The sequence below is a fragment of the Bradyrhizobium betae genome (assembly GCF_008932115.1).
GTDB classification, from domain to species: Bacteria; Pseudomonadota; Alphaproteobacteria; order Rhizobiales; family Xanthobacteraceae; genus Bradyrhizobium; species Bradyrhizobium betae.
Genome location: NZ_CP044543.1, coordinates 4508762 through 4533112, shown reverse-complemented (window position 1 = coordinate 4533112; position 24351 = coordinate 4508762). Strand labels below are relative to the sequence as shown.

At 63.5% G+C, this 24351-nt stretch carries 35 protein-coding genes and 3 pseudogenes; 23 read left to right on the top strand and 15 right to left on the bottom strand.

Annotated features, from left to right (window positions below):
- Positions 1-9: 9 nt before the first annotated feature.
- Complete coding sequence (locus F8237_RS21650) at positions 10-1347, bottom strand: hypothetical protein (RefSeq protein ID WP_151647737.1); 1338 nt, start codon at positions 1345-1347, stop codon at positions 10-12.
- Between the two features lie 360 nt (positions 1348-1707).
- On the opposite strand from F8237_RS21650, the gene F8237_RS21645 reads away from it, so the two are divergent.
- The 8 genes from F8237_RS21645 (at position 1708) to F8237_RS21610 (ending at position 7675) form a co-directional block, all read left to right on the top strand.
- The gene (locus tag F8237_RS21645) at positions 1708-1971 is read left to right on the top strand and encodes a hypothetical protein (protein WP_151647735.1); all 264 of its coding nucleotides are present in this window, start codon (positions 1708-1710) and stop codon (positions 1969-1971) included.
- Between the two features lie 260 nt (positions 1972-2231).
- The gene (locus tag F8237_RS36950) at positions 2232-2387 is read left to right on the top strand and encodes a hypothetical protein (protein WP_244625943.1); all 156 of its coding nucleotides are present in this window, start codon (positions 2232-2234) and stop codon (positions 2385-2387) included.
- Between the two features lie 145 nt (positions 2388-2532).
- Entirely contained in the window at positions 2533-3228 is a 696-nt protein-coding gene (locus F8237_RS21635; protein WP_151650623.1) for a c-type cytochrome, read from the top strand.
- Between the two features lie 10 nt (positions 3229-3238).
- The gene (locus F8237_RS21630; protein ID WP_028133497.1) at positions 3239-4501 is read left to right on the top strand and encodes a c-type cytochrome; all 1263 of its coding nucleotides are present in this window, start codon (positions 3239-3241) and stop codon (positions 4499-4501) included.
- Between the two features lie 10 nt (positions 4502-4511).
- Positions 4512-4691, top strand: coding sequence for a hypothetical protein (locus F8237_RS21625; RefSeq protein ID WP_028133498.1), 180 nt, complete (start codon positions 4512-4514; stop codon positions 4689-4691).
- Positions 4688-5251: a cupredoxin domain-containing protein gene (locus F8237_RS21620; RefSeq protein ID WP_028137480.1), complete on the top strand. Its 564-nt coding sequence runs from the start codon at positions 4688-4690 to the stop codon at positions 5249-5251. The genes F8237_RS21625 and F8237_RS21620 overlap by 4 nt, the downstream gene beginning before the upstream one ends.
- A complete protein-coding gene (locus F8237_RS21615) occupies positions 5238-6860 on the top strand; it encodes a b(o/a)3-type cytochrome-c oxidase subunit 1 (protein WP_151647733.1) in 1623 nt (540 codons plus the stop codon). The genes F8237_RS21620 and F8237_RS21615 overlap by 14 nt, the downstream gene beginning before the upstream one ends.
- Complete coding sequence (locus tag F8237_RS21610) at positions 6860-7675, top strand: c-type cytochrome (protein ID WP_162006159.1); 816 nt, start codon at positions 6860-6862, stop codon at positions 7673-7675. The genes F8237_RS21615 and F8237_RS21610 overlap by 1 nt, the downstream gene beginning before the upstream one ends.
- On the opposite strand, the gene F8237_RS21605 is transcribed toward F8237_RS21610, so the two are convergent.
- The gene (locus tag F8237_RS21605; protein ID WP_244625942.1) at positions 7566-8333 is read right to left on the bottom strand and encodes a hypothetical protein; all 768 of its coding nucleotides are present in this window, start codon (positions 8331-8333) and stop codon (positions 7566-7568) included. The two genes, F8237_RS21610 and F8237_RS21605, sit on opposite strands and share 110 nt — an antisense overlap.
- Before the next feature lie 105 nt (positions 8334-8438).
- Entirely contained in the window at positions 8439-9359 is a 921-nt protein-coding gene (gene ligD / locus F8237_RS21600; protein WP_028133502.1) for a non-homologous end-joining DNA ligase, read from the bottom strand.
- A gap of 116 nt (positions 9360-9475) precedes the next feature.
- Between ligD and F8237_RS21595 the strand changes: the two genes are divergently transcribed.
- Positions 9476-9661, top strand: a complete 186-nt coding sequence (locus tag F8237_RS21595) for a DUF3606 domain-containing protein (RefSeq protein ID WP_028133503.1) — start codon at positions 9476-9478, stop codon at positions 9659-9661.
- Here the strand turns inward: F8237_RS21595 and F8237_RS36945 are convergent.
- Positions 9658-9870 (bottom strand): hypothetical protein, encoded by a 213-nt coding sequence (locus tag F8237_RS36945; protein WP_151647729.1) that lies wholly within the window; start codon positions 9868-9870, stop codon positions 9658-9660. The genes F8237_RS21595 and F8237_RS36945 overlap by 4 nt on opposite strands.
- Before the next feature lie 203 nt (positions 9871-10073).
- Here F8237_RS36945 and F8237_RS37240 point away from each other — a divergent pair, with 203 nt between their 5' ends.
- Positions 10074-10205 carry a hypothetical protein gene (locus F8237_RS37240; protein WP_259172569.1) on the top strand — a complete coding sequence of 44 codons (132 nt, stop codon included), beginning with the start codon at positions 10074-10076 and terminating at the stop codon, positions 10203-10205.
- A gap of 24 nt (positions 10206-10229) precedes the next feature.
- Here F8237_RS37240 and F8237_RS21580 read toward each other — a convergent pair.
- Positions 10230-10688: pseudogene (locus tag F8237_RS21580) on the bottom strand (3'-5' exonuclease); the annotation flags it as partial.
- Between the two features lie 315 nt (positions 10689-11003).
- On the opposite strand from F8237_RS21580, the pseudogene F8237_RS21575 reads away from it, so the two are divergent.
- Positions 11004-11613, top strand: a pseudogene (locus F8237_RS21575) (cell envelope biogenesis protein TolA).
- Between the two features lie 8 nt (positions 11614-11621).
- Here the strand turns inward: F8237_RS21575 and F8237_RS21570 are convergent.
- Positions 11622-11822, bottom strand: coding sequence for a hypothetical protein (locus F8237_RS21570; RefSeq protein ID WP_151647727.1), 201 nt, complete (start codon positions 11820-11822; stop codon positions 11622-11624).
- 145 nt (positions 11823-11967) lie between these two features.
- Here F8237_RS21570 and F8237_RS21565 point away from each other — a divergent pair, with 145 nt between their 5' ends.
- The 3 genes from F8237_RS21565 to F8237_RS21555 all read left to right on the top strand — a co-directional run bounded on the left by F8237_RS21565 (position 11968) and on the right by F8237_RS21555 (position 12897).
- Positions 11968-12150, top strand: coding sequence for a hypothetical protein (locus tag F8237_RS21565; RefSeq protein WP_151647725.1), 183 nt, complete (start codon positions 11968-11970; stop codon positions 12148-12150).
- 67 nt (positions 12151-12217) lie between these two features.
- On the top strand, positions 12218-12442 hold the full coding sequence (locus tag F8237_RS21560; protein ID WP_151647723.1) for a hypothetical protein: 225 nt from the start codon (positions 12218-12220) through the stop codon (positions 12440-12442).
- Between the two features lie 125 nt (positions 12443-12567).
- The gene (locus tag F8237_RS21555; protein ID WP_151647721.1) at positions 12568-12897 is read left to right on the top strand and encodes a cupin domain-containing protein; all 330 of its coding nucleotides are present in this window, start codon (positions 12568-12570) and stop codon (positions 12895-12897) included.
- A gap of 54 nt (positions 12898-12951) precedes the next feature.
- Here the strand turns inward: F8237_RS21555 and nirK are convergent, their stop codons facing one another.
- The 4 genes from nirK to F8237_RS21535 all read right to left on the bottom strand — a co-directional run bounded on the left by nirK (position 12952) and on the right by F8237_RS21535 (position 16267).
- On the bottom strand, positions 12952-15084 hold the full coding sequence (gene nirK, locus F8237_RS21550) for a copper-containing nitrite reductase (protein WP_151647719.1): 2133 nt from the start codon (positions 15082-15084) through the stop codon (positions 12952-12954).
- Positions 15085-15233: 149 nt separating this feature from the next.
- A complete protein-coding gene (locus F8237_RS21545) occupies positions 15234-15497 on the bottom strand; it encodes a hypothetical protein (RefSeq protein WP_151647717.1) in 264 nt (87 codons plus the stop codon).
- Positions 15498-15598: 101 nt separating this feature from the next.
- Complete coding sequence (locus tag F8237_RS21540) at positions 15599-15826, bottom strand: hexameric tyrosine-coordinated heme protein (RefSeq protein ID WP_151647715.1); 228 nt, start codon at positions 15824-15826, stop codon at positions 15599-15601.
- A 48-nt stretch (positions 15827-15874) separates the two neighbouring features.
- Positions 15875-16267: a c-type cytochrome gene (locus tag F8237_RS21535; RefSeq protein WP_151647713.1), complete on the bottom strand. Its 393-nt coding sequence runs from the start codon at positions 16265-16267 to the stop codon at positions 15875-15877.
- A gap of 830 nt (positions 16268-17097) precedes the next feature.
- On the opposite strand from F8237_RS21535, the pseudogene fdxA reads away from it, so the two are divergent.
- The 7 genes and pseudogenes from fdxA to F8237_RS21500 form a co-directional block, all read left to right on the top strand.
- Positions 17098-17430, top strand: a pseudogene (gene fdxA / locus F8237_RS21530) (ferredoxin FdxA); the annotation flags it as partial.
- Between the two features lie 80 nt (positions 17431-17510).
- The gene (locus F8237_RS21525) at positions 17511-17765 is read left to right on the top strand and encodes a DUF2249 domain-containing protein (protein WP_151647710.1); all 255 of its coding nucleotides are present in this window, start codon (positions 17511-17513) and stop codon (positions 17763-17765) included.
- Positions 17766-17829: 64 nt separating this feature from the next.
- Complete coding sequence (locus F8237_RS21520; protein WP_151647708.1) at positions 17830-19179, top strand: hypothetical protein; 1350 nt, start codon at positions 17830-17832, stop codon at positions 19177-19179.
- Between the two features lie 25 nt (positions 19180-19204).
- On the top strand, positions 19205-19732 hold the full coding sequence (locus F8237_RS21515; protein ID WP_151647706.1) for a DUF2249 domain-containing protein: 528 nt from the start codon (positions 19205-19207) through the stop codon (positions 19730-19732).
- Entirely contained in the window at positions 19729-20046 is a 318-nt protein-coding gene (locus tag F8237_RS21510; RefSeq protein ID WP_151647704.1) for a metal-sulfur cluster assembly factor, read from the top strand. The genes F8237_RS21515 and F8237_RS21510 overlap by 4 nt, the downstream gene beginning before the upstream one ends.
- Positions 20043-20279 carry a hypothetical protein gene (locus tag F8237_RS21505; RefSeq protein WP_151647702.1) on the top strand — a complete coding sequence of 79 codons (237 nt, stop codon included), beginning with the start codon at positions 20043-20045 and terminating at the stop codon, positions 20277-20279. The genes F8237_RS21510 and F8237_RS21505 overlap by 4 nt, the downstream gene beginning before the upstream one ends.
- A gap of 132 nt (positions 20280-20411) precedes the next feature.
- The gene (locus F8237_RS21500) at positions 20412-20840 is read left to right on the top strand and encodes an RrF2 family transcriptional regulator (protein ID WP_151647700.1); all 429 of its coding nucleotides are present in this window, start codon (positions 20412-20414) and stop codon (positions 20838-20840) included.
- Between the two features lie 24 nt (positions 20841-20864).
- Here the strand turns inward: F8237_RS21500 and F8237_RS21495 are convergent, their stop codons facing one another.
- The 3 genes from F8237_RS21495 to F8237_RS21485 all read right to left on the bottom strand — a co-directional run bounded on the left by F8237_RS21495 (position 20865) and on the right by F8237_RS21485 (position 21985).
- Positions 20865-21101 carry a hypothetical protein gene (locus F8237_RS21495; protein ID WP_151647698.1) on the bottom strand — a complete coding sequence of 79 codons (237 nt, stop codon included), beginning with the start codon at positions 21099-21101 and terminating at the stop codon, positions 20865-20867.
- A gap of 211 nt (positions 21102-21312) precedes the next feature.
- The gene (locus F8237_RS21490; protein ID WP_151647696.1) at positions 21313-21579 is read right to left on the bottom strand and encodes a DUF2249 domain-containing protein; all 267 of its coding nucleotides are present in this window, start codon (positions 21577-21579) and stop codon (positions 21313-21315) included.
- On the bottom strand, positions 21557-21985 hold the full coding sequence (locus F8237_RS21485; protein WP_151647694.1) for a hypothetical protein: 429 nt from the start codon (positions 21983-21985) through the stop codon (positions 21557-21559). Before F8237_RS21485 ends, F8237_RS21490 begins: the two co-directional genes overlap by 23 nt.
- A 167-nt stretch (positions 21986-22152) precedes the next feature.
- Here F8237_RS21485 and F8237_RS21480 point away from each other — a divergent pair, with 167 nt between their 5' ends.
- Positions 22153-22485, top strand: a complete 333-nt coding sequence (locus F8237_RS21480) for a DUF6522 family protein (RefSeq protein ID WP_151647692.1) — start codon at positions 22153-22155, stop codon at positions 22483-22485.
- Positions 22486-22522: 37 nt separating this feature from the next.
- Positions 22523-23344 (top strand): class I SAM-dependent methyltransferase, encoded by an 822-nt coding sequence (locus tag F8237_RS21475; RefSeq protein ID WP_151647691.1) that lies wholly within the window; start codon positions 22523-22525, stop codon positions 23342-23344.
- Between the two features lie 83 nt (positions 23345-23427).
- Here the strand turns inward: F8237_RS21475 and F8237_RS21470 are convergent, their stop codons facing one another.
- Both F8237_RS21470 and F8237_RS21465 read right to left on the bottom strand, forming a co-directional pair.
- The gene (locus F8237_RS21470) at positions 23428-23775 is read right to left on the bottom strand and encodes a carboxymuconolactone decarboxylase family protein (protein ID WP_151647689.1); all 348 of its coding nucleotides are present in this window, start codon (positions 23773-23775) and stop codon (positions 23428-23430) included.
- Between the two features lie 70 nt (positions 23776-23845).
- Complete coding sequence (locus F8237_RS21465; RefSeq protein ID WP_151647687.1) at positions 23846-24289, bottom strand: CBS domain-containing protein; 444 nt, start codon at positions 24287-24289, stop codon at positions 23846-23848.
- Positions 24290-24351: the final 62 nt, after the last annotated feature.

Sequence of the window (24351 nt, the reverse complement as noted above, 5' to 3'; positions counted from 1 at the left end):
GCGGTCTCCTCAGGTTTTGGCGAACAGCAGGTGCGGCGCGACGGCGCCGGCCGGCAGGCGCAGCGTCGAGGCGACGTCGTCCAGACGCCGGATTCGAATGATTTCGTGGACGATCCCGACCACTCCGACCGTCATCGCGGCCGCGGCCATCCGGAACGCGCCCGGCTCCGCCGCGAGCAGAGCGAGCGTCCCCGTCCAGACGGAGACGTAGTAGATCGCGAACCACTTGGTCGCCCTGCTTTCCGCGACCAGGTCCTGGACGCGAGGGGTCGGCGCGCGTCCCATCACGGGCCCATAGGTCTCGAGCCACGTGAGAAACGCGACGATCTTGTAGAGCTTGGCCAGGACCAGCCCCGACAGCCAGCCGAAGGCCGCCAGGAAGGCGAAGGCGCCGAGATGCAGCGGCAGCGTTCGCGTCGCAACGAGCGCTATTCCCAGTATTCCGGTTCCTGCCAGACTTGCGAATGATAGCATCGCCATCCGCATGTTGAGTTCGAGATGTCGCCGCTTGCGGCTGCGGAAGATGCCCGCAAGATCCCGTCCGTAGAGGCCGACGCAAACCAGGCCGAAAAGCGCGGCGATCGAGAGCAGGGTATTCAGCCCCAGTTGGAAGCCGATCGCCGCGGCTCCGCCGTCGACGGTCGTGGCGACCGCGAGCGCGCCGGCGGCGAGCGTGAGGCGGCTCTTGCGGTCCTCGACATCGGGCGCCAACATGAACATGGAAAGCAATCGGTAGCTGACGCCCATGGCCGTCAACGTCAGCCAGCCGCCGAGCCCCGCGATGGCGTGCAACGGGATGCCCCGCGCCAGGACAGCCTCGCCGAACCGGCCGGCCCATCCTGCCAGCGCGAACGCGAAAACCGCGCCGAACGCAACGGTCGTGCAAAGCGAGATCAGGCCGACCAGGACGAACCGCGCCGGCCCTGTCGGTCGCCGCCAAGCCGTCAAAGCGAGATCGACCGCGACGAGGCCGAAGCCGACGAGCAGCAGCACCGCCCCGAGCGGCAGCAGCCACGGCGCGGACGGCAGTCGGCCGCCCAGGACCATGAAACCGGCGAGCAGGCAGAGCAGCCCCGCCGTCAAAAAGCCCAGCGCGGGCAATGCCCATTCTTCACGGAACAGCGGCGTCGCGACGAGGACCGGCACGAACTGGAACAGCGCTCCGCACATCGCGAGGCTCTGCCAGCCGATGCAGACCACATGCACCAGAACGAGCGTATCGGGAGCAGCCAGATCTGCTGCGGGGTGTCCGATGCCCGTGACCATCAGCGCGAGCGCGGCCAACAACCAGATCAGCGCCGCTGCGAAGTAGGTCATCGTCCATCGGGAAATGCTGCCGCCGATCATGATCGTTTCGTTTCCTCATTCCCTTCCGGCGCAGAATAGAAAAGGTCGCGATCACGCAAATCTGGATGGGCGTGGTGCCGGACTGGTCTGGATCGATGATCGGAAGGGTACCGGAGCTGCCGTCGAGAACTTTGCGGTGTCGCAAAGAAACCGAGATTCCGCGGCGCGATAAAGGTTCAAGAATCTATCGGGACACGACATATGCGGGTTTTCCAAAGACTGCGACAGCACACCCGGGTTCCGGCCCAAATGTTCGACCCTACGGTTCCCTACGCCTACGGCTTTTCACGGCACCGCGGCGGGACCCCCTTCCCCGTTCGGCGGTTGAACCTGGCCCAGGGGACGATAAAGGACGCAACCATGCGAAGCCTCAGTGCAGGCCAAATCATTCTGCTGGTGGTTTTGGGCTCCGTGTTGATTCTAACGGGCGTCTGGGGAATCTCCGTTTGGAGCGCCAGCAGCGGCGTCGAGATGGGCAAGCACGGGTGGATCGCTCTCGGGCTTGGCACCTTCTTCTCGCTCCTCATCGGATGCGGACTCATGGCACTGATGTTCTTTAGTAGCCGCTCCGGCCACGACGATGTTGCGGATCCCTTCCGGCAGCGTGAGCGTCGCGATCGGTAACCCGGCATTGCGGCGCGGTGCTTATCGACGGGGCGACAGGGCCGAGCCGTTTCTACTCGCTCCCGCTCCTCAGGCGCGCGAGATCACCCGCCAGGGGCTCCGATGCCTATCTGGTTGACCGCCGGTCTTTGGGGGCTGCTTGGTGCCTCATCGCTGCTCCTCGGCGCAGCCGTCGCATTCGTCCTCAGATTGCCTCGGTACGTCACCGCGGGGATCATGTCGCGGGGGCAGCTTTCGTGGGCGGCGCTTCTACTCAAGTCGTGGCTGCCGCAAGCGCCGTCGCTGCGGGCGCTCTCCTGACGATGGCGGTGAACACCATGGTGCCCGAAGCCGTCGAAGGCCAACAGAAGCTGACCGGTCTGCTCGTCGTCGGCCTCCTCGTCGCCTTCGCGCTCTCCAACTTAGGGCAGACCTAGAGCGGCGGAATCCTCTCTTTGACGAAGTTCATCACTCCCTCACCGTCGTATCTCGACATGTTAGTTCCAGAATTAGGAACAAATCCAAGCTAGTCTGGTTAAGCCTCCTCATTGCGCAGCATTGGGGTGCGGCGTGCGAACGCGAATGATCGTCGTCGGGTTGGCGTGGGGGTTCTTCATCCAGGCTTTTCCCGCTTCAGCCCAAAATCCCGGTCAACCACCGGACACCATGGCCGCACGTGTGGAAGCGTGCACGCCGTGTCACGGCAAACAGGGCGAGGGCACCAGCGACGTCTATTTCCCGCGCTTGGCTGGCAAACCAGCCGGCTATCTCTACAACCAGCTTCTCGCCTTCAAGAACGGCCGGCGGAAGTACCCGCCGATGAATTATCTGCTCGAGTATCTAGGGGATCCGTACCTGCAGGACATGGCCGACTACTTCGCCGACCAGCATCCGCCGCTGCCCGCGCCCGCTGCGAGCGACGTCAGCCTGCAGGTCCTGCAGCAGGGCCAGTCTCTCGTCACTCGCGGCGATCCGGCCCGGCAGATCCCGGCCTGCGGTAGCTGCCACGGTCCGGGTCTCACCGGCATGGAGCCAGGCATTCCCGGACTTCTCGGGCTTCGTCCGAACTACATCAGCGCGCAGCTCGGCGCTTGGCGGTACGGCACGAGGACCGCCAGGTCCCCGGACTGCATGCAGCAGGTCGCGGCGCGCCTCACCGAAGCCGACGTCACTGCCGTCGCGGCCTACCTCGCAAGTCGCCCGGCCCCGATCGCCATCGCGCCTGCGCCCAAGGGCGCCTACGTGCTGCCGTTCGCCTGCGGCAGCCAACCGGATTGAGGAGGCGGCGATGCGCTCACGCACACGATTCCTTGGTCTGGTCTTGCTTTCGGTCGCGGTGGGCGGTGTGGTGCAGGCCCAGGAACAGAAATCGGCGCTCCCCCGGAGCGATATCGTCAAGCGCGGCGAGTATCTCGCCCGCGCCGGCGACTGCATCGCCTGCCATACCGCGCCGGAGGGCCGCACGTTCTCAGGCGGGCGTGCCATGCCGACCCCGTTCGGCACTCTCTTTTCGTCCAACATCACGCCGGACCGCGAGACGGGAATCGGCAAGTGGACCGCCGAGGATTTCTACAAGGCCATGCATACCGGCCGCTTTCCCGACGGTGGGCTGATGTATCCGGCGATGCCATTCGCCTCCTACACCAAGGTGACCCAAGCCGACAGCGCGGCGATCTTCGCCTATCTGAAGTCCATTGCGCCGGTCAGCCAACGCAATCGGGATCACGAACTCCGCTTCCCCTACAGCAATCGGCAGCTGATCCTCGGCTGGCGCACGCTCTACTTCTCCGAAGGCGAGTACAAGCCGGACCCGAACAAGTCGGCCGAATGGAATCGCGGCGCCTATCTGGTCGAAGGATTGGGTCATTGCGGCATGTGCCATTCGCCGATCAACGCACTCGGCGGCACGTCCCAGGCCGACGCCTTCAAGGGCGGGCTGATCCCGATGCAGAACTGGTACGCGCCCTCGCTGACCTCCAACCGCGAGGCCGGCCTCGGCGACTGGAGCCTCAAGGACATCACCGATCTTCTCAAGACCGGGGTCTCGGCGCGGGGTGTGGTCTACGGACCGATGGCCGAGGTCGTCCACAACAGCCTGCAATACCTGACCGACGAGGACACGCAGGCGATGGCGGTCTATCTGAAAAGCATCGCGGAGCCGACCTCTCGCCCGCAGGCGAATTCCGCCGTTCTGCCGACCAGCGAGAGCAGCCTCCTGATCAGCCTCGGCAAGACGGTCTACGATGCCCGCTGCGCGAGCTGCCACGGCGCGCAAGGCGAAGGCAAGCCGCCGCACTGGCCGCCGCTCGCCAACAACCAGTCGATCGAGATGGAATCGGCCGTCAACGCGATCCGGATGGTGTTGAACGGCGGCTACCCACCGAGCACCGAGGGAAATCCCCGCCCCTACGGCATGCCTCCGTTCGCCGGCCTTCTCTCCGACAACGAGGTGGCCGCCGTCGTCACCTACATCCGCACGGCCTGGGGCAATCGCGGAGCGCCCGTGAGCGCGCGCGAGGCGAACGAACTGCGCTCGGCCCCCCTGAACTGAGGCATACCTGATGATCAACTCGGAGCTTCCGGAGCAGGTCGAGAACACGGCGGACGACCGCGTCAACCGAATCGTGGCGGCCGGTCCCGGCGGCGCTCTCATGGTCGCCGGGTTAGCCACCGCTCTGGTCGTTGCGATGTGGTTCGCCTTCTACCTGTTCGTCTTCCTGCCGCGCGGAGCCCTGCAATGACGGCGCAGGACGGCCATCACGGCGCCGAAGTCGCCGAGCGGGTCGAGAAACGTTGGGCGACGATGTCCGTGACCGTCATCGTCATCCTGGCCGCGCTGGCGGCGTTCGCCGGAATCCATCGGGCGACCATGCCGCAGGCGCGCGTGGAGACGATCGATCCGACCCGGCTGCACCTCTCCGGCGAGTTCGTCGAATCCAACCTGGGCAGCATATTGGAGTCGAACGGGGCGGTGACCGTGCGGGCCATCGGCCAGCAATATTCCTTCACGCCGGCGTGCCTCCTGGTGCCGGCGCAGACCCCGATCACGCTCCGGGCGACCAGCGCCGACGTGGTCCACGGGATTCTGATTCAGGGTACGAACGTCAACACCATGCTGGTGCCGGGCTATGTCTCCGAGCAGCTCATGCGCTTCGAGAAGACCGGCGACCACCTGATGCCCTGCCAGGAGTTCTGCAGCTTCGGCCACGAAGGGATGTGGGGCAAGGTCAAGGTGATCGACAAGGCGGAGTTCGCATCGCGCGCGAAGAACGGCGGGAGATTGAGCTGTGTTGGTGAATAGGAAGCTCATCCTCGCCCATTTCCGGCTGGCCTTCGTCGTGTTCGGGCTGGCTCTCTTTCTCGGCGCCTGGCAGATGTTCGTCCGCAGCCCGCTTCTGGCCTGGATCAGCAATCCGGAGTGGTACTACCGTTCGCTGACCGCGCACGGCACGGTGATGGGCTACGTCTTCCCCACGCTTGTGGCGATGGGCTTCGGCTATGCCATCTCGGAGTCCGCGCTGAAGCAGCCCCTGGTCGGCGTGCGCTGGGCCTGGGCGGGATTCTGGCTCATCGTCGCGGGCGCGATCATGGCCATGGTGCCGGTCGCGCTCGGCCGCGCCTCGGTGCTCTACACCTTCTATCCGCCCCTGATCGGCAATGTCTTCTACTACATCGGCGTCGTTCTCGTCGTGGTCGGCTCCTGGATCTGGGTCGCGCTGATGTCGGTCAACCTCCGCGTCTGGCGGCGGACCCATCCGGACGAACCCGTGCCGCTCGCGATGTTCGCCAACGTCGCCGGATCCTACCTCTGGGCCTGGACCGCGGTCGGCGCCGCGCTCGAACTGCTGCTGCAGATCATTCCGGTGGCGCTCGGCTGGCGGACCACCATCGACGCGGGACTTGCCCGCGTGTTCTTCTCCTGGACGCTCCACGCCATCGTCTATTTCTGGCTGATGCCGACCTACATCGCCTACTACACCATCGTGCCGCGCGCGATCGGCGGCCGCCTCTACAGCGACACGATGGGGCGCATCGCCTTCATTCTGTTCCTGGTCGTGGCGATGCCGATCGGCATCCACCACACCTTCGCGGATCCGCAGGTCGGCGCCGGATTCAAGTTCATCCACTCCGCCTTCACCGCCCTCGTCGCGCTGCCGACGCTGCTGACCGTGTTCACGATCTGCGCGTCGGTCGAGATCGCCGCTCGCCTCCGCGGCGGCAGGGGGCCGTTCGGCTGGGTCGGGGCGTTGCCGTGGGACAATCCCGTCATGCTGGCGGTGGCGTTCTCCTTCGTGCTGCTCGGTTTCGGCGGCGCCGGCGGGCTCATCAACATGAGCTACCAGCTCGATACCACCATCCACAACACGCAGTGGATCACCGGCCACTTCCACCTGATCTTCGGCGGGGCCATCGTGATCATGTACTTCGCCATCGCCTTCGACCTGTGGCCGCACCTGACCGGCCGCTCGCTGCCCAGCCTGAGCCTGGTTCGAACCCAGCTATGGCTTTGGTTCGTCGGCATGATCGTGACAACCTTCCCGTGGCATTGGGTCGGGATCCTCGGCATGCCGCGGCGGATGGCCTACTACGACTACGCCGACCCCGCGATCGCTCCGCAGGCATTCTCGGTCGTTCTGTCGGCGATCGGCGCGATCATCCTGCTGATCTCGGGGTTGCTGTTCCTCTACATCCTGGCGGCGGCCCAGCGTCGACCCGCGACCGATGCCGGCGCGTATCGCTTCAGCGTGCCCATCCATCAGGTCCGTTCGGTGCCTATGGCCCTCAACAGCTTCGCGATCTGGGTGGCGCTGATGATCGGGCTCACGGTCACGAACTACGGCTATCCGATCCTGTCGCTGGCCGCGCGTTCCGACACGTCCGTTCCCGCCGTCTACGTCGGAGCGCAGTGATGGGCGCACGCGAGCTCTTCACCGTCAGGAATCCCTACTTCTCCGCGGGCGTGGGCATCGCCGCCGGATTGTTCCTGCTGACGGCGCTCGGCGGTTTCATCATCCTGCCCTATGCCCAGAAGGATTTGCAGTTCGCAAGTCTCTGGGACGCGATCTGCAGCGCCGCCGGTCTGCCGCAACGATCGGCCTCGGTGCCGACGGCCAAGGTCGGGCCCCGCCTCTCGGAGGCGATTTTGACTCCGACGATTCTGGCGCGACCGAGCCAGGAGTCGATCGGCCGCGGAGCGACGCTCGCGCAGCGCTGCGCGATCTGCCACGGGCCCACCGGCATCAGCAGGGCGGACTCGCCCAATCTCGCAGGCCAGTACGCCGCGGTCATCTACAAGGAGCTCGTCGACTTCCGTTCGGGCGCCCGCACGAACGCGGTGATGTCGCCCTTCGCGGTCAACCTGACGGATCAGGAGATCGCCGATCTTACCGCGTACTATGCCTACTTGCCGCGGCTGCCGGCGTACCACCCGACGCCGCAGCTCCCGAAGCCGCGCATCGTGATCTATGGCGCGCCGATGCGGGGTATCGCACCCTGCGGATCCTGCCACGGCAGCCTCGACAACAAGACCGGAAGTCCGTGGCTCGAGGGCCAGTCCGAGGCCTACATGAAGGCGCAGCTTCAGGCGTTCGCCGCGAGCCAGCGGACCAACGACATCAGCCAGCAGATGCGCAATGTCGCCCGCGCCATGACGCCGCAGGAGATCGACGAGGCGGCGGCGTACTACGCGTCGCAGCCGCCCGAGGTGGTGAAGGCGACCGATTGAGGATACGACGAAGTCGGAAACGGCCTGCACGTCCAGGGTGGACAATTCGGCGCTTGCCCGGCCCGGCCCGAGGGTCAGAGGCGCGCCGCGACGTTGTCATTCGGCCTGCGGAGCCATCGATCGAGGTCCAACCACAGTCGGCTCCGGAGAGGAAACGCTGTTCGAGCTTTGCGCGTTCCTCTTCTTTCAGCTTGCGATATCGCTCCTCCTGCTCCCGCCGGAGCCTCTCGTCCTCCCGTTCGAGATGCTCCTGCAGCATGCCGATGATGGCCCGCATCTCAGTACCCTGCGCCTTCTCGGCGACATACAGCGCGAGGCAGCCCTCCTTGAGGTCTTCGTTGGGATAGCTCGTGTAGGGCTCCTCCCAGATCGCGCGTAGCCGCTGCTCCACGTCTGTCTTGGTCAGCAACGGACCAGGCAAGTTGTTAAGCGTGGCGAGCAAGTCTTCCGTCGGAATCCAACACGGAGCCGCGGCCCTTGCGACCTCCTCCCGTTCTGCCTCCCACTTGCTCCAGATCGAGCCCGCTCGATCGACCGCGTTCACGATGTCCCGCGCAATCTTGTGCACGCTGTGAGGATCGCGCAGATGCCGCAAAGATAGGCTTTTCACGTAGTCGAAGAGCAGTGATGCCACGGCATACTGGCGGTCGGAGCTCATGCGCGGTCTCTCCGGTCGTTGCGCTCGACATCCTAGCAACCGACGAACGTGGTCCGCCAGAGGCCGCAAATCGAAGGATTCGACCGGCGCACTCCGCCATGTTCGTCACAGGTCTTCGCGCAGCCCCTTGAAAAACGGGTGCCTCACCTTTCCTTCCGCCGACTTGGCCCGGTATTCGACCTCGGCGAGCAGCTTCGGCTCGACCCAGATGCCCTTGTGGGCGATCCGCTTCGCGTACGGCTGCGTCTTCCGGATCAAGGGCTTCAACCGCTTCTGGAGGTTGGCGGCGGAGGCCTTGTCGAAGCCATGGTCGACCTTGCCAGCATAGACCAGGTCGTTCCCCTTGCGTCGACCGAGATAGACGCCGTCCCACTTTCCTTCATCGAGCGCGAAGCCGGCGATCGCCAGGGTCTCCCGCTGCGCGCAGGTCTTCTTCACCCAGTTATTGCCGCGACCGCTGGCGTAGATGCTATCGCGGACCTTCGAGACCACTCCCTCCAGGCCCACCTTGCAGGCGTGCGCGAACATGTCGGCGCCTTCGAGCTCGAAGCTTTCGCTGAACTGTATCTCGGTGCCATCGATGATCTTCTTGAGTTGGGTCTTGCGCTGGAAGAGCGGCACCTTCCGGAGGTCGCGGCCGTTCAGGTACAGGAGATCGAACGCGACCAGTACGATGCTGGTCGATCTGCCCTTCAATTCGTTCTGAAGGACGGAGAAGTCCGTCGTGCCGTCCGCGGCGGGGACCACGATTTCGCCGTCCACGATCGCCGACGCGGCCTTGATGTGCCAGGCGTCGTCGGCGACCTTCTTGAAGCGGTTGGTCCAGTCGTGACCGCGGCGGGTGAAGACCTTCACGGCTTCGTTCGCCAGATGGACCTGGACACGGTAACCGTCGAACTTGATTTCGTGAATCCATCGCGCTCCGGACGGCACCTTCTCGATCGATGATGCCAGGGCCGGCTCTACGAAGCCGGGAAACGGCGCCTTCACGCCGATCGCAGCCGGTTTACGTCGCTGAAACGCCACGCAACGAACTCCAACGCAACAACTCGCGGACTCAAGCCGGGACGGCAGAATTCGTTTCCGGAACTCGCGAATCCTTGCGGCGTTGCATCGTCATCAGTTCGCAATAGGAGGAGCCGATGGCGGCAGCGAAGAAGAAGACCGCGCGTGGACGCAAGCAGGACCGGGCACGCGTCGCCAAGGGACAGGACTACGAAGTCCGCTACGAAGCGAAGAAGACCGGCCGCTCGGCTTCGGCCGTGAAGAAGGCAGTCAAGAAGGTCGGCAACAGCCGCAAGCGGGTCGAAAAGCGTCTCGGCCGCTAAGTCGTCTCGGATCCGGCCTCTCCGGGCCCGGAGGGCGTCGTGCGCGGCAGGGGAAGCGGGCGCTCGGGCGAGGTGAATCGCGACGCCTGCTCGCCCTTCGCATCATACCGTTTCGCCAGGTCGAGGAGGCGTCGGCGGGTAAATGGGTCGGCCCTTTCGGAAATGGTCCGGACCCGGCTTGCAAGCCCCAAATAGAATTCCTGCTCCATGGCGTACCCCACCCACGACATCACTCCTCAAATTTGGATGGCCTGCACTCGGGGAGTCAAGCGGCGCTGCCGCGGGAGTTTGAAAACTTTCCAACGTGCCTTGTACCGACGCCTCAGGCGGGCCTAAGCTGCCGGCGGCAGGAAAATTCGACATGACGGTGCTGCACCCTATCCGGAAGGCGTGTCCGGCCTGCGGAAGGCCCATGAAACTCGTCAAGAGCGACGCGGGCCCCGGCAAGGTGCGCTATGTCTGTCCCGTTTGCGACGACGATCCTTTGCACGACCCTGCCGCTCGCAAGTGGGTGGATAGCCCGTTGAAGCCGCCTGCGGACTGAGCTCTCCGTCAGCCGTAACGGTAGTTAGATGCGGCTGGAGAACCGGGTGAACGCGGTCAGCCTCTGCACGGTTGGCTCGACGTCCTGCATGTAGATCTCGGTCCGGAGGAACGCGATCTCATCGTCGAGCGCGGTCTCGTCGACGTCTCTGAACCAGGACTTGGGGCGCCCGTCGCTACCGTCGTTCCAACGATAGCCGCGCCGCTTCAACGAGTCCTTGAGTTCGAATGCGGTCTGCTCCGCCCAGACCCGCATCGTCGGCTTGCGGGCGGTCTCCAGCAACAGCGCCAGCGCCGTCGAACCGGTGGTCGAAAGCTCTGATGCCAGCACCTCCAGCAGAGCGTGACAGTCGTCGACGGCCCGGTGCGCCTGGTGGAAGAAACCGGCACCGTTCAGCAGATAGCCGAGTTGCGCTCCCGCGAAGCCGTGTTTGCGCCAGTCGATCTCGCTCATGCTGCAGCCCCAGCAGGCGCCGCAGTACGCGGTAATCGGTCGACCGGCTCAAGGCCTCGGCCATCGCCGCGAAATCCATCGGGTCTTGTGGCATCAGGTCTCGAACGTTACCGCCATCACTATCCACGGTTTGTGGCACAATCCAACGCCAGGAGGTACCCGACATCCAAGCGATTCACGGTGTTTTCGAGAGTGTAGATTTGATTTCGACCGTATTGCAGGAGTCCTATCATTACTCAACGGCTCTTGGGTCGATCGGAGCTCGGGCGTCGTCTCGTGAGCGGCGTCGGAGCCTAGCCCGGCCCCTCCTAAGTAGCATCATAAGGTGGGCCTGCGAGCGGCGCGATGGCGAGAAAATTGAAAACCTATCTCACCTCTCTGGGCTTCTACGATCAGGCGGTCGCGGCCCCGTCGATGAAAAGCAGCGCTGGAGGCCTGGGGGGCGAGCAGCAACCTCTTCCATCAGGGCGCTGCGCGCGAGACGGACGAACCGGACATCGTCGCCGCCACGATGGCGAAGCCGGGCGTCGTGCTGCGGCGTCCGGTTGGCTCGAACAGGCGTTTCGCCGAGCACGCCGAGCTGCCGACCGATCTGGCCGAAGATGAAGGCGTCACCCGCCGCAAGCGCCGTCAGGCTAAGCCTGCGAAGCGACCGGCCAAGGTCGACGACGAGGCGGCCCGCAAAGCAGCGCAGGATTTCGAGAAGGAGCAGCGCCGGCGCGCCGCCGAGCACCGGAAGGAGGAGACCGCCCGCGAGAAGGAGCGCGCTAGGCGCGAGAAGGCGGTAGCCAAAGCGCAGGCCCATCTCGAGAAGGCGAAGCGGGAGCACGAGGCGAAGGTAGCCGAGATCGAAGCTGAGCGGACCTCGCTCGATGAGCGCGCTCAGGCCGAGGATGCGCGCTGGGAAAGACAGCGCGAGAAGCTGCAGGCCACCTTGCGGCGGGCGCGAGAATAGGGCCGGGTTTAGGTCTCGCCAGAGCCAGAGAACAGCACGTTGGGAGGCGTCGCCCGCGGCGGCGGATTGGGCCGCGCGCTTCCTGATCCCGGTCTGCTCTTGAGATCGTATCGCTGGGCCAGGTCGAGCAGCCGCCGCCTGGTGAACGGATCCGCGTTCTGGGCCAGATCGCGCGCCCGCTGCGCGAAGCCTTTGTAGAACTCTTCCACGACGCCACCCCGCAACATCACCGAAAGCCGGATTTCAGTGCGGGCCCCGCTTCGCGTCAAGCGGCTTGCGCATGCGTACAACTTTCGGCGATCAGCTTGTGCTCGCGGCGCACGGGAACTAAGCTGCCCGCGGCAGGGAAACCCGATGACTGCGCTCTCGCCGACGCGGAAGCTGTGCCCAAGGTGCGGCAAGCCGATGACAGCCGTGCCCGACGACGTCGCGCCCGGCCGGCCGGGCTACGTCTGCCTTGCCTGCGAAGACGATCCGCTGCGCGATCCGGCCGCCCGGAAGTGGGCGGACAGCCCCTTGCGGCCTCCGGCGAAGTAGGGACGTTTCGCAAACCCGACGTTCTGGTATGGTCGGTCATTGCCTCGTCGATCCAGGATTTCCTCCCATGCGAACATTGCTGGTTATCGCCTTTTCGTTCGGCGTTTGCTTGTCGGCCTCGCCGGCGTCCGCCGAGACGTGCTCCGAAGCCATCGCGCACTGCAAACAGGATGGCTCCAGGCATCCGGATGCGGACGCAAAGTGCACCGCCGCCGGGAATGCCTGCATGAAGACAGGGAGTTTCATCGGCCCCTACACGCACAAGCTCTGGCGCGGTTTCGTCAAACAATAGGCATGCCAGACGGAATAGGCGTCGGAGCGTGAACTGGCGCCCAGAGCCATGTTGGCCCGGAACGATTGCCGTCCCTGATCAGTTCTCGGAGCACCGCATCTGGTGACGAAGTGAGGGAGTACATCGTGGCGCTGCAGCACGCGAAACCAGGAGAGATTGTCGATTTGCGACCGCTTGGAAGCAAGTTGAAGGACGCGAAAACGGCGGCGATCATCAAATCTGAACACTTCGAGGCGGTTCGGCTGATCGTCCTCGCCGGAGCGGAGATTTCGCCGCACAAGGTGCCCGGCAACATCATGCTCCATTGCCTGGAAGGGCGCATATCGCTCGGCCTTTCGGACTCTTCAATCACATTGAGCGCCGGCGAATGGGTCTACCTGGCGGGCGGCGAGACCCATTCGTTGAAGGGCATCGAGGATTCCTCCCTCCTTCTAACGATCCTTCTCGGGACCTGACGGGGGAGCGCGGAGCGAAAAGCCCGAAACGAATGGCGTCAGCCCGGTTCGGTCTCAATGCCCCATCCCCGGCATGACCTCGCCGTTGTAGATGTCCGGGTTCTTGGGGCCTTCCACGTGAAGTACCCCAAGCAGACCCCGCTCCATGCGGGCGAGCGCGTGATCGACGAGCGTGTAGTTGCCGGGCACGTCGAGCTTGAATTCGGTGATGACCGCGCCGCCCGGTGGCACCGATACCGTCTGGATGCCTTCGAGCGGAGCCGTGGTCGCGCCCCCGAGATTGTAGACCTTGTCGAAGATCTCGCCGATGACGTGGAAGGATGAGGTGTAGTTCGGGCCGCCGACACCGAAGAAGATCCTTACAGAATCGCCGACCTTGGCCTCGAGGGGATGCAGCTTGGTGAGCGCTCCGACCGAGCCGTTGAACACGAAGTATTCGGGCCGCTCGTTGAGGAGCTTGTCGACGCTGAATTCGGCGCTGCCGTGCTGGCCGAAGGCGATGTCGGAATAAATCTCGCCCTGCATCACGTAGAACTCGTGATCGACGGGCGGAAGCCCGCCTTCCGGCTCGGCGAGAATGAGGCCGTACATGCCGTTGGCGATATGCTCGGCGACCATCGGCGTCGCGCAGTGATAGACGAAGAGACCCGGCACCAGCGCCTTCCACGTCATCGACTTCTCGCCGCCCGGATCGACCTGCAACGCGGCGGCGCCGCCGCCCGGCCCGGTCGCCGCATGGAAGTCGACGGAATGGATCATGGCGCTGTCCGCAGAATTCTTCAGGTGGATGTCGACGGTGTCGCCGACGCGGACGCGGATGAACGGGCCCGGCACCTTGCCGTTGAAGGTCCAGTAGCCGAACGTGGTGCCTTCGGCGAGCCTGCCCTCGACCTCGACACTCAAGAGATCGACGCGAACGGTCTGCGGATCGCGCTTGCCGATCGGGGGCGGCAGATCGCCAGGTTCGCGGGAGATGTCGGCCTCGACCACCGTCTGCGGCGACGGTCGCGGCGTCACGGTGAACTGCCCTTCCATGCCCGCCAGGCGATGTCCGGGAACGCTGCAGTAGTAGGTGAAGTCGCCGGACTTCGAGGCTCTGAATGCGATCGTCGTGCTTGCGCCCTTGCCGGTGACGCGCGGCGACTTGGTGTCCTGGTCGGGAAAGACGATATCGTGCTCGGCACCCTCACCGTTGATCAGCGTGAGTTGGACCACCTGACCTTCGGAAGCGCTCAACACGGGATTGACCTTGCCCTCGATCGCACCGCCGACGCCGATGTAGACCATGCGTCCTTCGGCGATGCCGGATCGCAGCGTATACCGCGCATCTGTGACGTAGCCGATGTCGGCGCCGGTCGCGCTCTGCGGTCGGCTCGGAGGCGGCGCCGCTGTCGCAGATGTTGCCGGCGCCGGCTGCGCCTGGGTGGTCGGCGTACCTGCGGGGCTGGAGCCCCTGCCGCCCGAGGCCGCAAGAAAGGCGATGACATCGGCTCGGTCGTGATCCGTCTTCAAACCCGGGAACGGCATTTTGTTGCCGGGTACGACCTTTGCCGGATCGTCGAGATACCGATTGAGCGTCTGAGCATCCCAGATGAGGCTGGCCTGCTTCATCGCGGGCGAGTAGTTGTAGCCGGGCTCACTCCCTGACTTGCGGCCGACGACTCCGGCGAGCGACGGACCCAGCATGTTCTTGCCGGCCTCCAACGAGTGGCAGGCTTGGCATTTACGGAAGACCAGTCGTCCCGCTCCGGCATCGCCGCCACCTTGTGCCGGCGCGGTGGCGGCAGACGTCGGGGACTTGGAAACTGGAGCGGCCTGGCCGCTCGTCGTCGGTGCCAACGCAGGCGTCATTCGCGGGTTATGGGGCATTTGAACCTGTTTCGGCTCCGCGGTCTCTGCAACCTCCTTCGAGGAGGTCTGAGCTGTCTGCGTGGCCGTCGAAGGCGAGGCTGGAGCGCGCTGCGGCTCCGCATTCGTTCCTGGAGCCGACTGACCGGACGACATGTTGTGCGCCATCTGATGACTGGTGTCGGCCGGCGGTCGCTCGGCGGATGCCGTCTGGTTCTGCGGGTTGGTGCGATCCGCGGAGTAGAGCAGTTGGCCGAGCCAGAAGCCGCCGACGATCAGAACCAGCCCGATCAGGAGGATCGACCAGCGGCGCAGCATCTCGGCGGCTGTGTCCCACATCGGATTGTCCTCCCGCGCTTCTTTTGCTTGTCCCGCCTTACCAGCGAGGGCCTTGACGAGATCGGAAACGAGAAACTGGTTTCTGAGACTGGCGGGATGATGTGCCCGACAACCGCGGAAAAGAGAGGTTGCTCTTCGCGACGCCCATACTAGGGACCGCGCCGCTCGCGATGGCGGAACGGATCGGCGGCCTCATCATGACCCGAGCGGCTACTGAAGAACATCAGCGCCATGAGTCCGCAGCCGATGAGGAGCGAGAAGAAGGTCCCGAGCCCCAGCGCGATCCAGCCATGCTTGCCCATCTCGACGCCGCTGCTCGCGCCCCAAACGGAGACCGCCCAGACGCCCGTGAGGACTAATATGGCGCTCAGGACCACCAGCAGGACGATTTGACCGGTACTGAGACTTCTCATGCTTGCACCTGTTCGTGTCTGGAATGGGTGTACTGCGTAGGGAGCAGGCGACCGGAGTACGGCGCGGGCCCCCAAGCGGGCGTACGCCGTATCTCAAGGGATCAGCGCCACCAATTGTTGGCCGCGGCAACCGTCTGGAAGTGGACCGCCACTACGTGGGATGTCGCGATGAGTTGCGCCGAATCCTGCTCGTATGCCGCCCGCAGATGGGAGCGGACGTCATCCGAAGGCTGCGTGATCTTCACGGCCATTCGCGAGAGCTTCACGGCCAATTCGAAACCGGCTTGAGGGGTGTCCGTCTTCAGCGAAGGTAGCCAATTGTCGCTCATGTTCCGTCTCCTTTCCTTTGGTACCGCCCACTCTCACACGAGGCGCGCTCACTGCTGCGTGAGCTTGACCGGTGCCTTGTCGAACGTGTGCAAGTAAGCGATCAGGTCCTTGATTTTCTGCGGGTCCTTGATCCCGGCAAATGCCATCTTGGTGCCGGGCACGACGCCCTTCGGGTCCTGGATATACTTGGTGAATTCTTCCTCGGTCCAGGTGATGCCCGATTTCTTGTTGGCCTCCGAGTAGTTGTAGCCCTCAACGGATCCCGCCTTTCGGCCGATCAGTCCGTTGAGCACGGGCCCGACGGCGTTCTTGGCGGTGTCGCCGACCTGGTGGCATGCCTTACAGACGGCGAAGACCTTTTCGCCAGCAGCGGCGTCCTGGGCGCTGGCCTGCCCGAGTGCGGCCGCGAGAAACAGGGCTACAAGTGCAGTTCGCTTCATGGAAGTCTCCTTGTTTCAGTTTCGAAACTCGCTCATGCGATGAGCCTGATCGGCTTATCTGTGCTGTCGATGCAGTAGGAAACGGATCGGGCTTTCCATCAAGCTAAATGCTGACGAGAACGCGTTCGCGGCGGTTGCGCTTCGGGCTAAGAGGTGGTGGCGGTGCGATACCGATTGGCACATCGGCTGTACGGGGCTCGAACAGATGGCTGAACTGTCCATGAGTCGCATGGAAGCCGTAGCCCTTGAGGCGGAGACCGCACGGTCTACGATCGGCAGCACCGTCTGCATGCGCCCTACGACGGCCTTTGCCAAGCGCTTTGCCGAGTCAGAAACGGGAAGTGGCGGCTGATCCATGAGTCCCAAAAGCGGTACGGGCGACCGACGGGGTCGCGCGTCAATTTGGATTATTCGTGAACGTCGCCGTTGACCGTTTTCGGAGGTTGCTACCGAGTTCCGACACTGTCAACCTTCAAAAAATATCGCCTTACGATGGAACGACTCCGACGAATTCTTTCTGATGTAGCATCACATCAAGCTAGGCGGCAGGTCTCACCGTGCCACTCTTGCGCGCGTCACCATTTGAAGTCCGACCCGCGGGTACCTTCACCTTCCACTCACTGGACGAGATACTTGCGCTCGCTCACGCGATGGAGCGACATTTCAGACGGAGATGCGTACCTTGCATTGAATGCCTCGCTGCGTTTCGACTCCAAGAACCAGCGCGCGATAAAGATATATTTTATATATTGCTTTTTAGCCGTGAGGCGCCTAACGTCTTGCTTCATCGACGTCGTGCGGCGTGAGGGCTGCGACAGGAGGCAGGACGAATGACGCATGTCGTCACCGACAACTGCATCAAGTGCAAGTATATGGACTGCGTCGAGGTCTGCCCCGTCGACTGCTTCTATGTCGGCGAGAACATGCTCGTCATTCACCCCGATGAGTGCATCGACTGCGGCGTCTGCGTGCCGGAGTGCCCGGCCGAAGCGATTTTTCCGGACAGCGATGTTCCGCGCAACTCACATTGGCTTGGTCTCAACCGCAAATATGCGGGGCTTTGGCCCAACGTCATCAAGAAGGGCGAACCGCCACCTGATGCCGACGCCTGGAATGGCGTTCCCAACAAGTTTGCCGACCATTTTAGCCCGAAGCCGGATGAGCGGCTTGAGCTTCGATCTGTCGCCGAGGTCGCCGGCGGTGATCAATCAGACGTTCGTGCGACCAAAGGAGAAGATTAGGAATGTCCAGTGCAAACGCAAACGCTTCGATCATCGATGTACGCGAGCTTCCGCCGGCGCAGCGTCACCAGAAGATCTTCCAGCTCGTCAACGAACTCGCTGTGGGCCGATCGTTCACTCTCGTGAACGATCATGACCCGAAGCCGCTCTACTACCAATTGGAAGCCGAATATCCCAAGCAATTCTCCTGGACCTATGTCGAGAGCGGTCCCGCCGTTTGGCGCGTCGAGATCGGAAAGCTCGCCAAGGCGGCCTGAACGGCGCCGGGCGCACGGGAGCGAGGCCATATCGCCTCGCCCCGCGCAATTTCGAAGGAAAGTCATGTTCGGCGCATCGCTGTCCAGATGGACGATGAGCTATTTTACGGCCGCACTCTGCGCGCTGCTCTGCGCCGAGGCACTGATGGCTGCTGGCGTCGGCTTTCCGAGCCAGCCGCTAGTTGCGCCACTGACCCTCGTTCTCGTTCATCTCGTTGCGATCGGTTGGCTCAGCCTCCTGATGTCAGGAGCGCTCATTCAGTTCGTCCCGGTCCTCGTAGCCAAGCCGCTGGCCCACCCCGAACTGCCCGTTGTTGCGCTCGCGCTTCTGCTGACCGGACTCGGCAGTCTGCTTCTCGGATTTCTTGGTATGGCCGGCTTTTCAGTGGGCTCGATGCCCTGGTTGCCGCTCGGCGCCATCGGTCTCGCAGGCGGCTTCGCACTCAACCTATGGAACCTAGGCCGCACCCTCTGGTCGGCGCGCCCGGTCGGTTTGCCGGCCCGCTTCGTCGCGGCGGGTCTCTTGAGCCTCGTGGGCGTCGTCATGCTGGGAATGATCTTCTCGCTGACGCTCGGTGGGTGGACAACCAATGCTGCCTTCCTGCGCCTTACATCGGAGGGTATTCCGTTTCACGCCGCGCTGGGGCTCGGCGGCTGGCTCACCTTCACCGCCATGGGCGTGAGCTATCGGCTGCTCGCAATGTTCATGCTCGCTCCCGAAGCCGAACACCGCAGCAGCCGCATCGCGTTCCTGACCGGCACCATGGCCATCCTGGTGATACTGATCGGCGGTCCTGTCTGTCTCCTGATCTTCGGTCAGGGGGTGATCCCCCCACTGCTCGCAGCGCTCGCGGGCGCGCTCGTCAGCCTTGCTCTCTACGGGCAGGACATCATGCGGCTCTATCGTACCCGCAAGCGGCCTAAGATCGAGCTCAATGCTCGGGTATTCGCCTGGGCGCTGGGCAGTCTCGGACTCGCCGTTTTGCTGTTGGTCGCCGTGGCGGCACTCGGGCCGACCGATCGCCAAATCGGAGGCGTGGTGTTTCTCTTCGCATTCGGTTGGCTCACTGCGCTCGGCCTCGCGAAGCTCTACAAAATCGTGGCCTTTCTGACCTGGCTCGAATGCTACGGTATGCTGTTGGGCAAACGTCCGACGCCGCGGGTGCAGGACCTCGTCGACGAACCGCGCGCCATGCCCTGGTTCTGGCTCTATTTCACAGGTGTCGGTGCTGCATCGCTGGCGATGTTCTTGGGCGCGCCTCTGGTGTTCCGGGGCGCGGCGTTCGCCATGCTTATCGCCACGGCGAGAATATCGTTCGAACTCGTTCTGACCCGCAATCTGGCCGCGGTGCCGAGGGCGATGTTGCCTGGCGGCCATCGCGCCTGGCCGCGGCTGCATCTGCCAATTCTGTAACGCCCGCAAGATGGAGGAATGACAAATGACGCAAGCTTCCCGCGAACTCGACGTACGGCCGATTCTGCGCTCTGGCGGCGAGCCCTTCTCTGCCATTATGCAGGCCGTCAACGGCCTGGGCGCCGGACAGGCGCTCAGGTTGCTGGCGACGTTCGAGCCGGTGCCGCTCTACACGGTTCTGGGCAAGAAGGGATTCGACCATGCCGCACGAGAGATCGGTGACGGCGATTGGGAAGTGCTGTTCACACCGCAAGCTCAAGCTGCAAGCGCTCAGCCGGCACCGAACGGCGTTGCGGCTTCAGGATGGCCCGAGCCCGTGCGTCAGCTTGACAACCGCGATCTCGATCCACCGGAGCCGATGGTGCGCACGCTCGCAGCCGTCGAAGAGTTGCAGCCGGGTGAGGTGTTGTGCGCTCTTCTGTGCCGCGAGCCGGTATTCCTACTGCCAGAGCTTGGCAAGCGGGGATTCGAATGGCTGGGCGCGTTCGAGGCGGATCGGACCACGTACAAGCTCCTGATACGCAAGGGCGCCCAACCGGAGGCGGCCCAATGACCGGCGCCGGCGAGCTGGTGGAACGGGTGCGCACGGCGCTTCGCGAGGTGATCGATCCGGAGATCGGCTTCAATATCGTCGATCTCGGGCTCGTTTACGATATCGCCGTCGCGGAGGACGGTGTAGCTCGGATCTCCATGACCACGACGACGAGGGGCTGCCCCGCGACCGGCTATCTCAGGGGCGGTGCCGGCGAAGCAGCGCAGTCCGTCGTCGGCGTTCAATGGGCCGATGTCCAGCTCACCTATGATCCACCATGGGCCCCGGACATGATGAGCCAGGCGGCGAAGGACTATCTCGGAGTCGGCCGATGACGCAGGCCTCCGTCCGTCCCGGTCTCGATTACGCTGCGCTGACCCCGCTCATCTCACCGCACGAGCAGATCAATTTGCTCTTGCTCGATGCGCTGCAGAAGCTTGCCGACGCCGGCGAGGTTGACGCAGCCTGCCGCATTGCTGGAAAGGCCTGCGCCATCCTCCGCCGAGGCGCGCCAAAGGACGAGAGGCGCTTCAACGCCTTGCTGCACCGCCTCGTGCGCAAGCTGTGATCGATCTCGTAGAGATGGCCGGATCGCGGGCAGGATAGAACCGGAAATGGAAGCGCTGCAATTTGCAAAACTCGAGACCATGTATACCTTTAGCGCTCTCCGCGCCGCCGATTAGTCAAATTTGGGATCCGCATGCGACTGACGAATTTTAGCGACTACGCCCTCAGGCTGCTGATGTACGCGGCGGCCCATGATGACCGGCTGATCACCATCGAGGAAGTATCCGAAGTCTACAAGATCTCTCGCGCACACCTCATGAAGATCACGAACACCCTGACGCGGGCAGGTTTCCTGAAGGCTGTGCGGGGACGCTCCGGCGGACTGACGCTCGCAAAGCCGCCGCGCAAGATAGGCTTGGGCGACGTGGTCCGCGCCACCGAGCCGGACTTCGCACTGGTCGAATGCTTTGCCACGCGCAATCAATGCATCATCACACGCAGTTGTCGCCTGCGCGGCATCTTCCACGAGGGACTCGATGCGTTCAACGCGGTGCTTGACAAATACACGCTCGCCGACCTCATGCTCAGGCCCAAGGACTTCGGTATCCGACCCGCAGCATGACCAGTAACCGTTCCAACGCGCGTATCAGGCCGCAAGCCTGGCTGGCAATGCTGCTTGCTCTGCGGCAGCCCGCGTCGCCGCCACCGCCATCCAATCGCGCAGAAGTCCCTTGTCCTCTTTCGAAAACGGCGCCCGGCGCTTGACATCATCCAGCGTTTCGCCCGGGTGGCATCGCTCAAAATCTTCCCGGATGAGCGACTCGAGATAGGTCCGTTTCGCGTCGTTCGCCGGATCTACATGATGATGGGAATTGCTCAACATTTCCATTTCTCCTCGTTGAGTCCTCATTCAAGTGGCTGCGCTCACGCATGGGGATACTCCATGCGGAGCATTCGCTCGCTCCGGTCGCAGAAACGCAGAAGATGACTTCCAACCTCTCCGCCCGGGAGCGGGGTCGTCGTCGGCCTCGCGCTGCGACTTGCCAGCCGCCGCAAGTCGCTGACTGGAACATCGCAAGCTCGGGATTGACGGATCAGTCATGATCTTCGGCCTCGCGGCCGAGCAGGCGCAGACGAACGCGCCAGACGTCGGGTCCCGCCTCCAGATACGACCAGCCGCATCGTGAGCCATGGCGTGCTTCGAGTTGCAGGCGCAGCCGCCTCGGATCGTGATCGACCACGATCTGCAGCGAGTCGTCCGGAGCCAAGTGCTCGAATAGGCGGAAGAGGATGGCATGACGATATTTCGGATCGATATCCGAAACGTTGATTACGCGTTCACTGCAATTCAGCTCTGGCACGATCGGACTCCTCGGGAGCTATGCTCGGCGCAGGCAGTTGCGCGGGATGTTGAGCCTTCCAGTCGACGTCGCGAAATAGAGCTTCGACATGGCGGATCAGCCGCTCCGACTGGGGCGGATCGAGAAACCTGTGCAGGACCGCGTGGAAATGGGGCTTCAGGATCTTTCCAGTGATCCCCCGCTCGGCGACCATCAGGTCGACGATGTTTCTGCCGAGCGGAGAAAGCTCATCGCTCGTCGTCGCCGGATCGATAATAGAGCTGATGGAACGTTCTACCTCGCTCCACTTGGCGCGCGAAATGTGCGTCAGCACGTTGCATATATGCGGATGGGCGCGAAATGCCGCGTAGATGCGAAACGCGAGCTCGGCCGTCGAGAGCTTCGGGCGAAGATTGCTGTTGGACACGTTTGCGGTCCGCGGCCCGGATCTGGCCCGGAGTTTGGTACCACGGACCGTCCGCGCCAATGCTCGGGCTTCAAACTGGGCAGATATTGACATCGCTTGACACTCTCGTTCTAAAAGATATATTAACAATATATCTTTTAGCCTGCCTCGACAAGGAGAAACTTTCGATGATCGAGAGCCTCCAGGATGCCCTTTCCCAAGCGCCGTCCGATCGCGTCATAGAGTTCAGCGACAACACGTTTGTCGTGGACGCCGCACTCATTGGCGAACTTCTGCACGTGCCGGCAACCAGTGTGCCGATCCTGATGCGCGAAGGAAGGATCACCAGCGTCTGTGAGCGCGGAACCGGGCAGGATGAAGGGGAGTTTCGCCTCACGTTCTTCTACCGTAGCCGCCGCGCGCGCCTGATCACGGACTCGACGGGCCGGCTCCTCCGGAGATCGGCGATCGATTTCGGTGACCGCCCAATGCCGGACGCCCTGCACCGGGCGACCGGTTGAAGGGCATGACGTTGTTACCGGGAACAGGAGACGAGAGATGACTGATATTCATTCCGTCCACGGTGTGGACCTACCTGGCGGCGACCTCGAAATCGCAAAGATGCCGGGGCATTGGCTGCTTGCCCGGCTCGGCAAGCGTGTCTTGCGTCCAGGAGGCCTTAGACTGACGCGGGCGCTGCTCGACGATCTGGCCATCAGCCCGGCGGACGAGGTCGTGGAGTTCGCGCCCGGTCTCGGCGTCACCGCCCGCATGATTCTGCAACGCGAACCACAGCGCTATACGGCAATCGAGCGTGACGCCCAGGCGGTGCAATGGACCGCCCGGCAACTGCCGTCCGCTCCTCATATTTCGGTCCTCGTTGGGCGGGCCGACCAGACGCAGCTACCCGCCGGGTGCGCCTCGCTCGTTGTTGGTGAGGCGATGTTGAGTATGCAGACCGAGGAGCACAAGCGTCGGATTGTGGCCGAGGCGTTCCGGCTGCTGCGCCCCGGCGGCCGATACGGCATTCACGAGCTCGCTATCGTTCCGGACGACATGCATCCCGATCGCCAGGGCGAGATCAATCGGGCGCTTTCCTCGGTCATCCATGTCGGCGCCCGGCCGCTGCGCAGCCAGGAATGGAAAGCCCTCTTGCAGAGCGTCGGATTTCGCGTTGTTGCCCTCGGCCATGCGCCGATGCACCTGCTACGGCCGCTTCGGCTGATCGAGGACGAAGGCGTTTTTGGAGCTTTGAGACTGGCAAAAAATCTTCTGCATGACAACGCGGCGCGACGCCGCGTCATGGCCATGCGATGGGTATTCGAGCACTATCGCGCAAACCTGAGCGCTATCTACATGGTCGCGCAAAAGGACCCATAGCATCGCGCGGGGGGACCGATGGGAAGCAGGGCGCGACAGTCCTGGTGGTAGTCGCCACCGGCCCCTTCGGCGCGCGCCGGTCTTCAGGCCTTAGTCTGACTTTCCACCTCGTCCATCGCCGTCAATGCGAGGGCGCTATGGGCATAGGCACCACCCGCCCGCATCTCGGCTGCGACCCAAATTGCTTCCATCAGCTCCTGGCGCGTGGCGCCCTGGCGGAGCGCGGCTTTAGTGTGGCCCTTGATGCAGTAGGGGCACTGCGTCACGTGGGCCACTGCAACTGCAATCAGCTGCTTGGTCTTCGCCGGCAGCGCGCCGTCGGCAAACACTTGGCGGCTGAAGGCCTGGAACGCTTTTTCGGTCTCCGGCGCGAGGTGTCGACGCTTTTCGGCAAGTTCGCGTGACGAGGGTGGATACAGCGTGTCGGTCATTTCACAACTCCCTGTTCTCGGCGAAAACGGAGCCGGTCGTCCCTTGCGGCCGGGGCAACATCACTCGCCGTCAGTGATAGCCAACGCACATCACGTAGTCCCGCAACAGGACCTCCTGATATTCCAGCTCCTCGAGGAGCGCTTCGAGCGCATCCCGGGCGTTGAGCACGCCGATCGGGCGGGACGCGGGATCCAGGATCGGGATGTTCTTCAGGTGCCGCTCTTTCATTACCGACCAGATGTCGCTCAACAAGTCGGTGGGGCGGCAATACACGACCGGCTTGGTCATAATGGCCGAAGCCGCCGCCATGCAGGAAGCCCCCTGGCACTGGCTGATTTGGCGGACAACGTCCGTCTTGGTGATGACGCCGGCCAGAAGTCCATCGGAACTGCGCACGACCACGAGGTCTGCATCGAGATCGCGCAAGAGCCTTGCGGCGTCGATGAGCGGAGCCTCGTCGCCGAGGAGAATAAGCCGTTCGCGTGCGGCAGGCAGCATGGCTTCGACAATCATTGAAGACTGATGCTCCTATGGTGGACTTTAACGTGGTTGATCCGCATTCCTGTCAAAGTGTC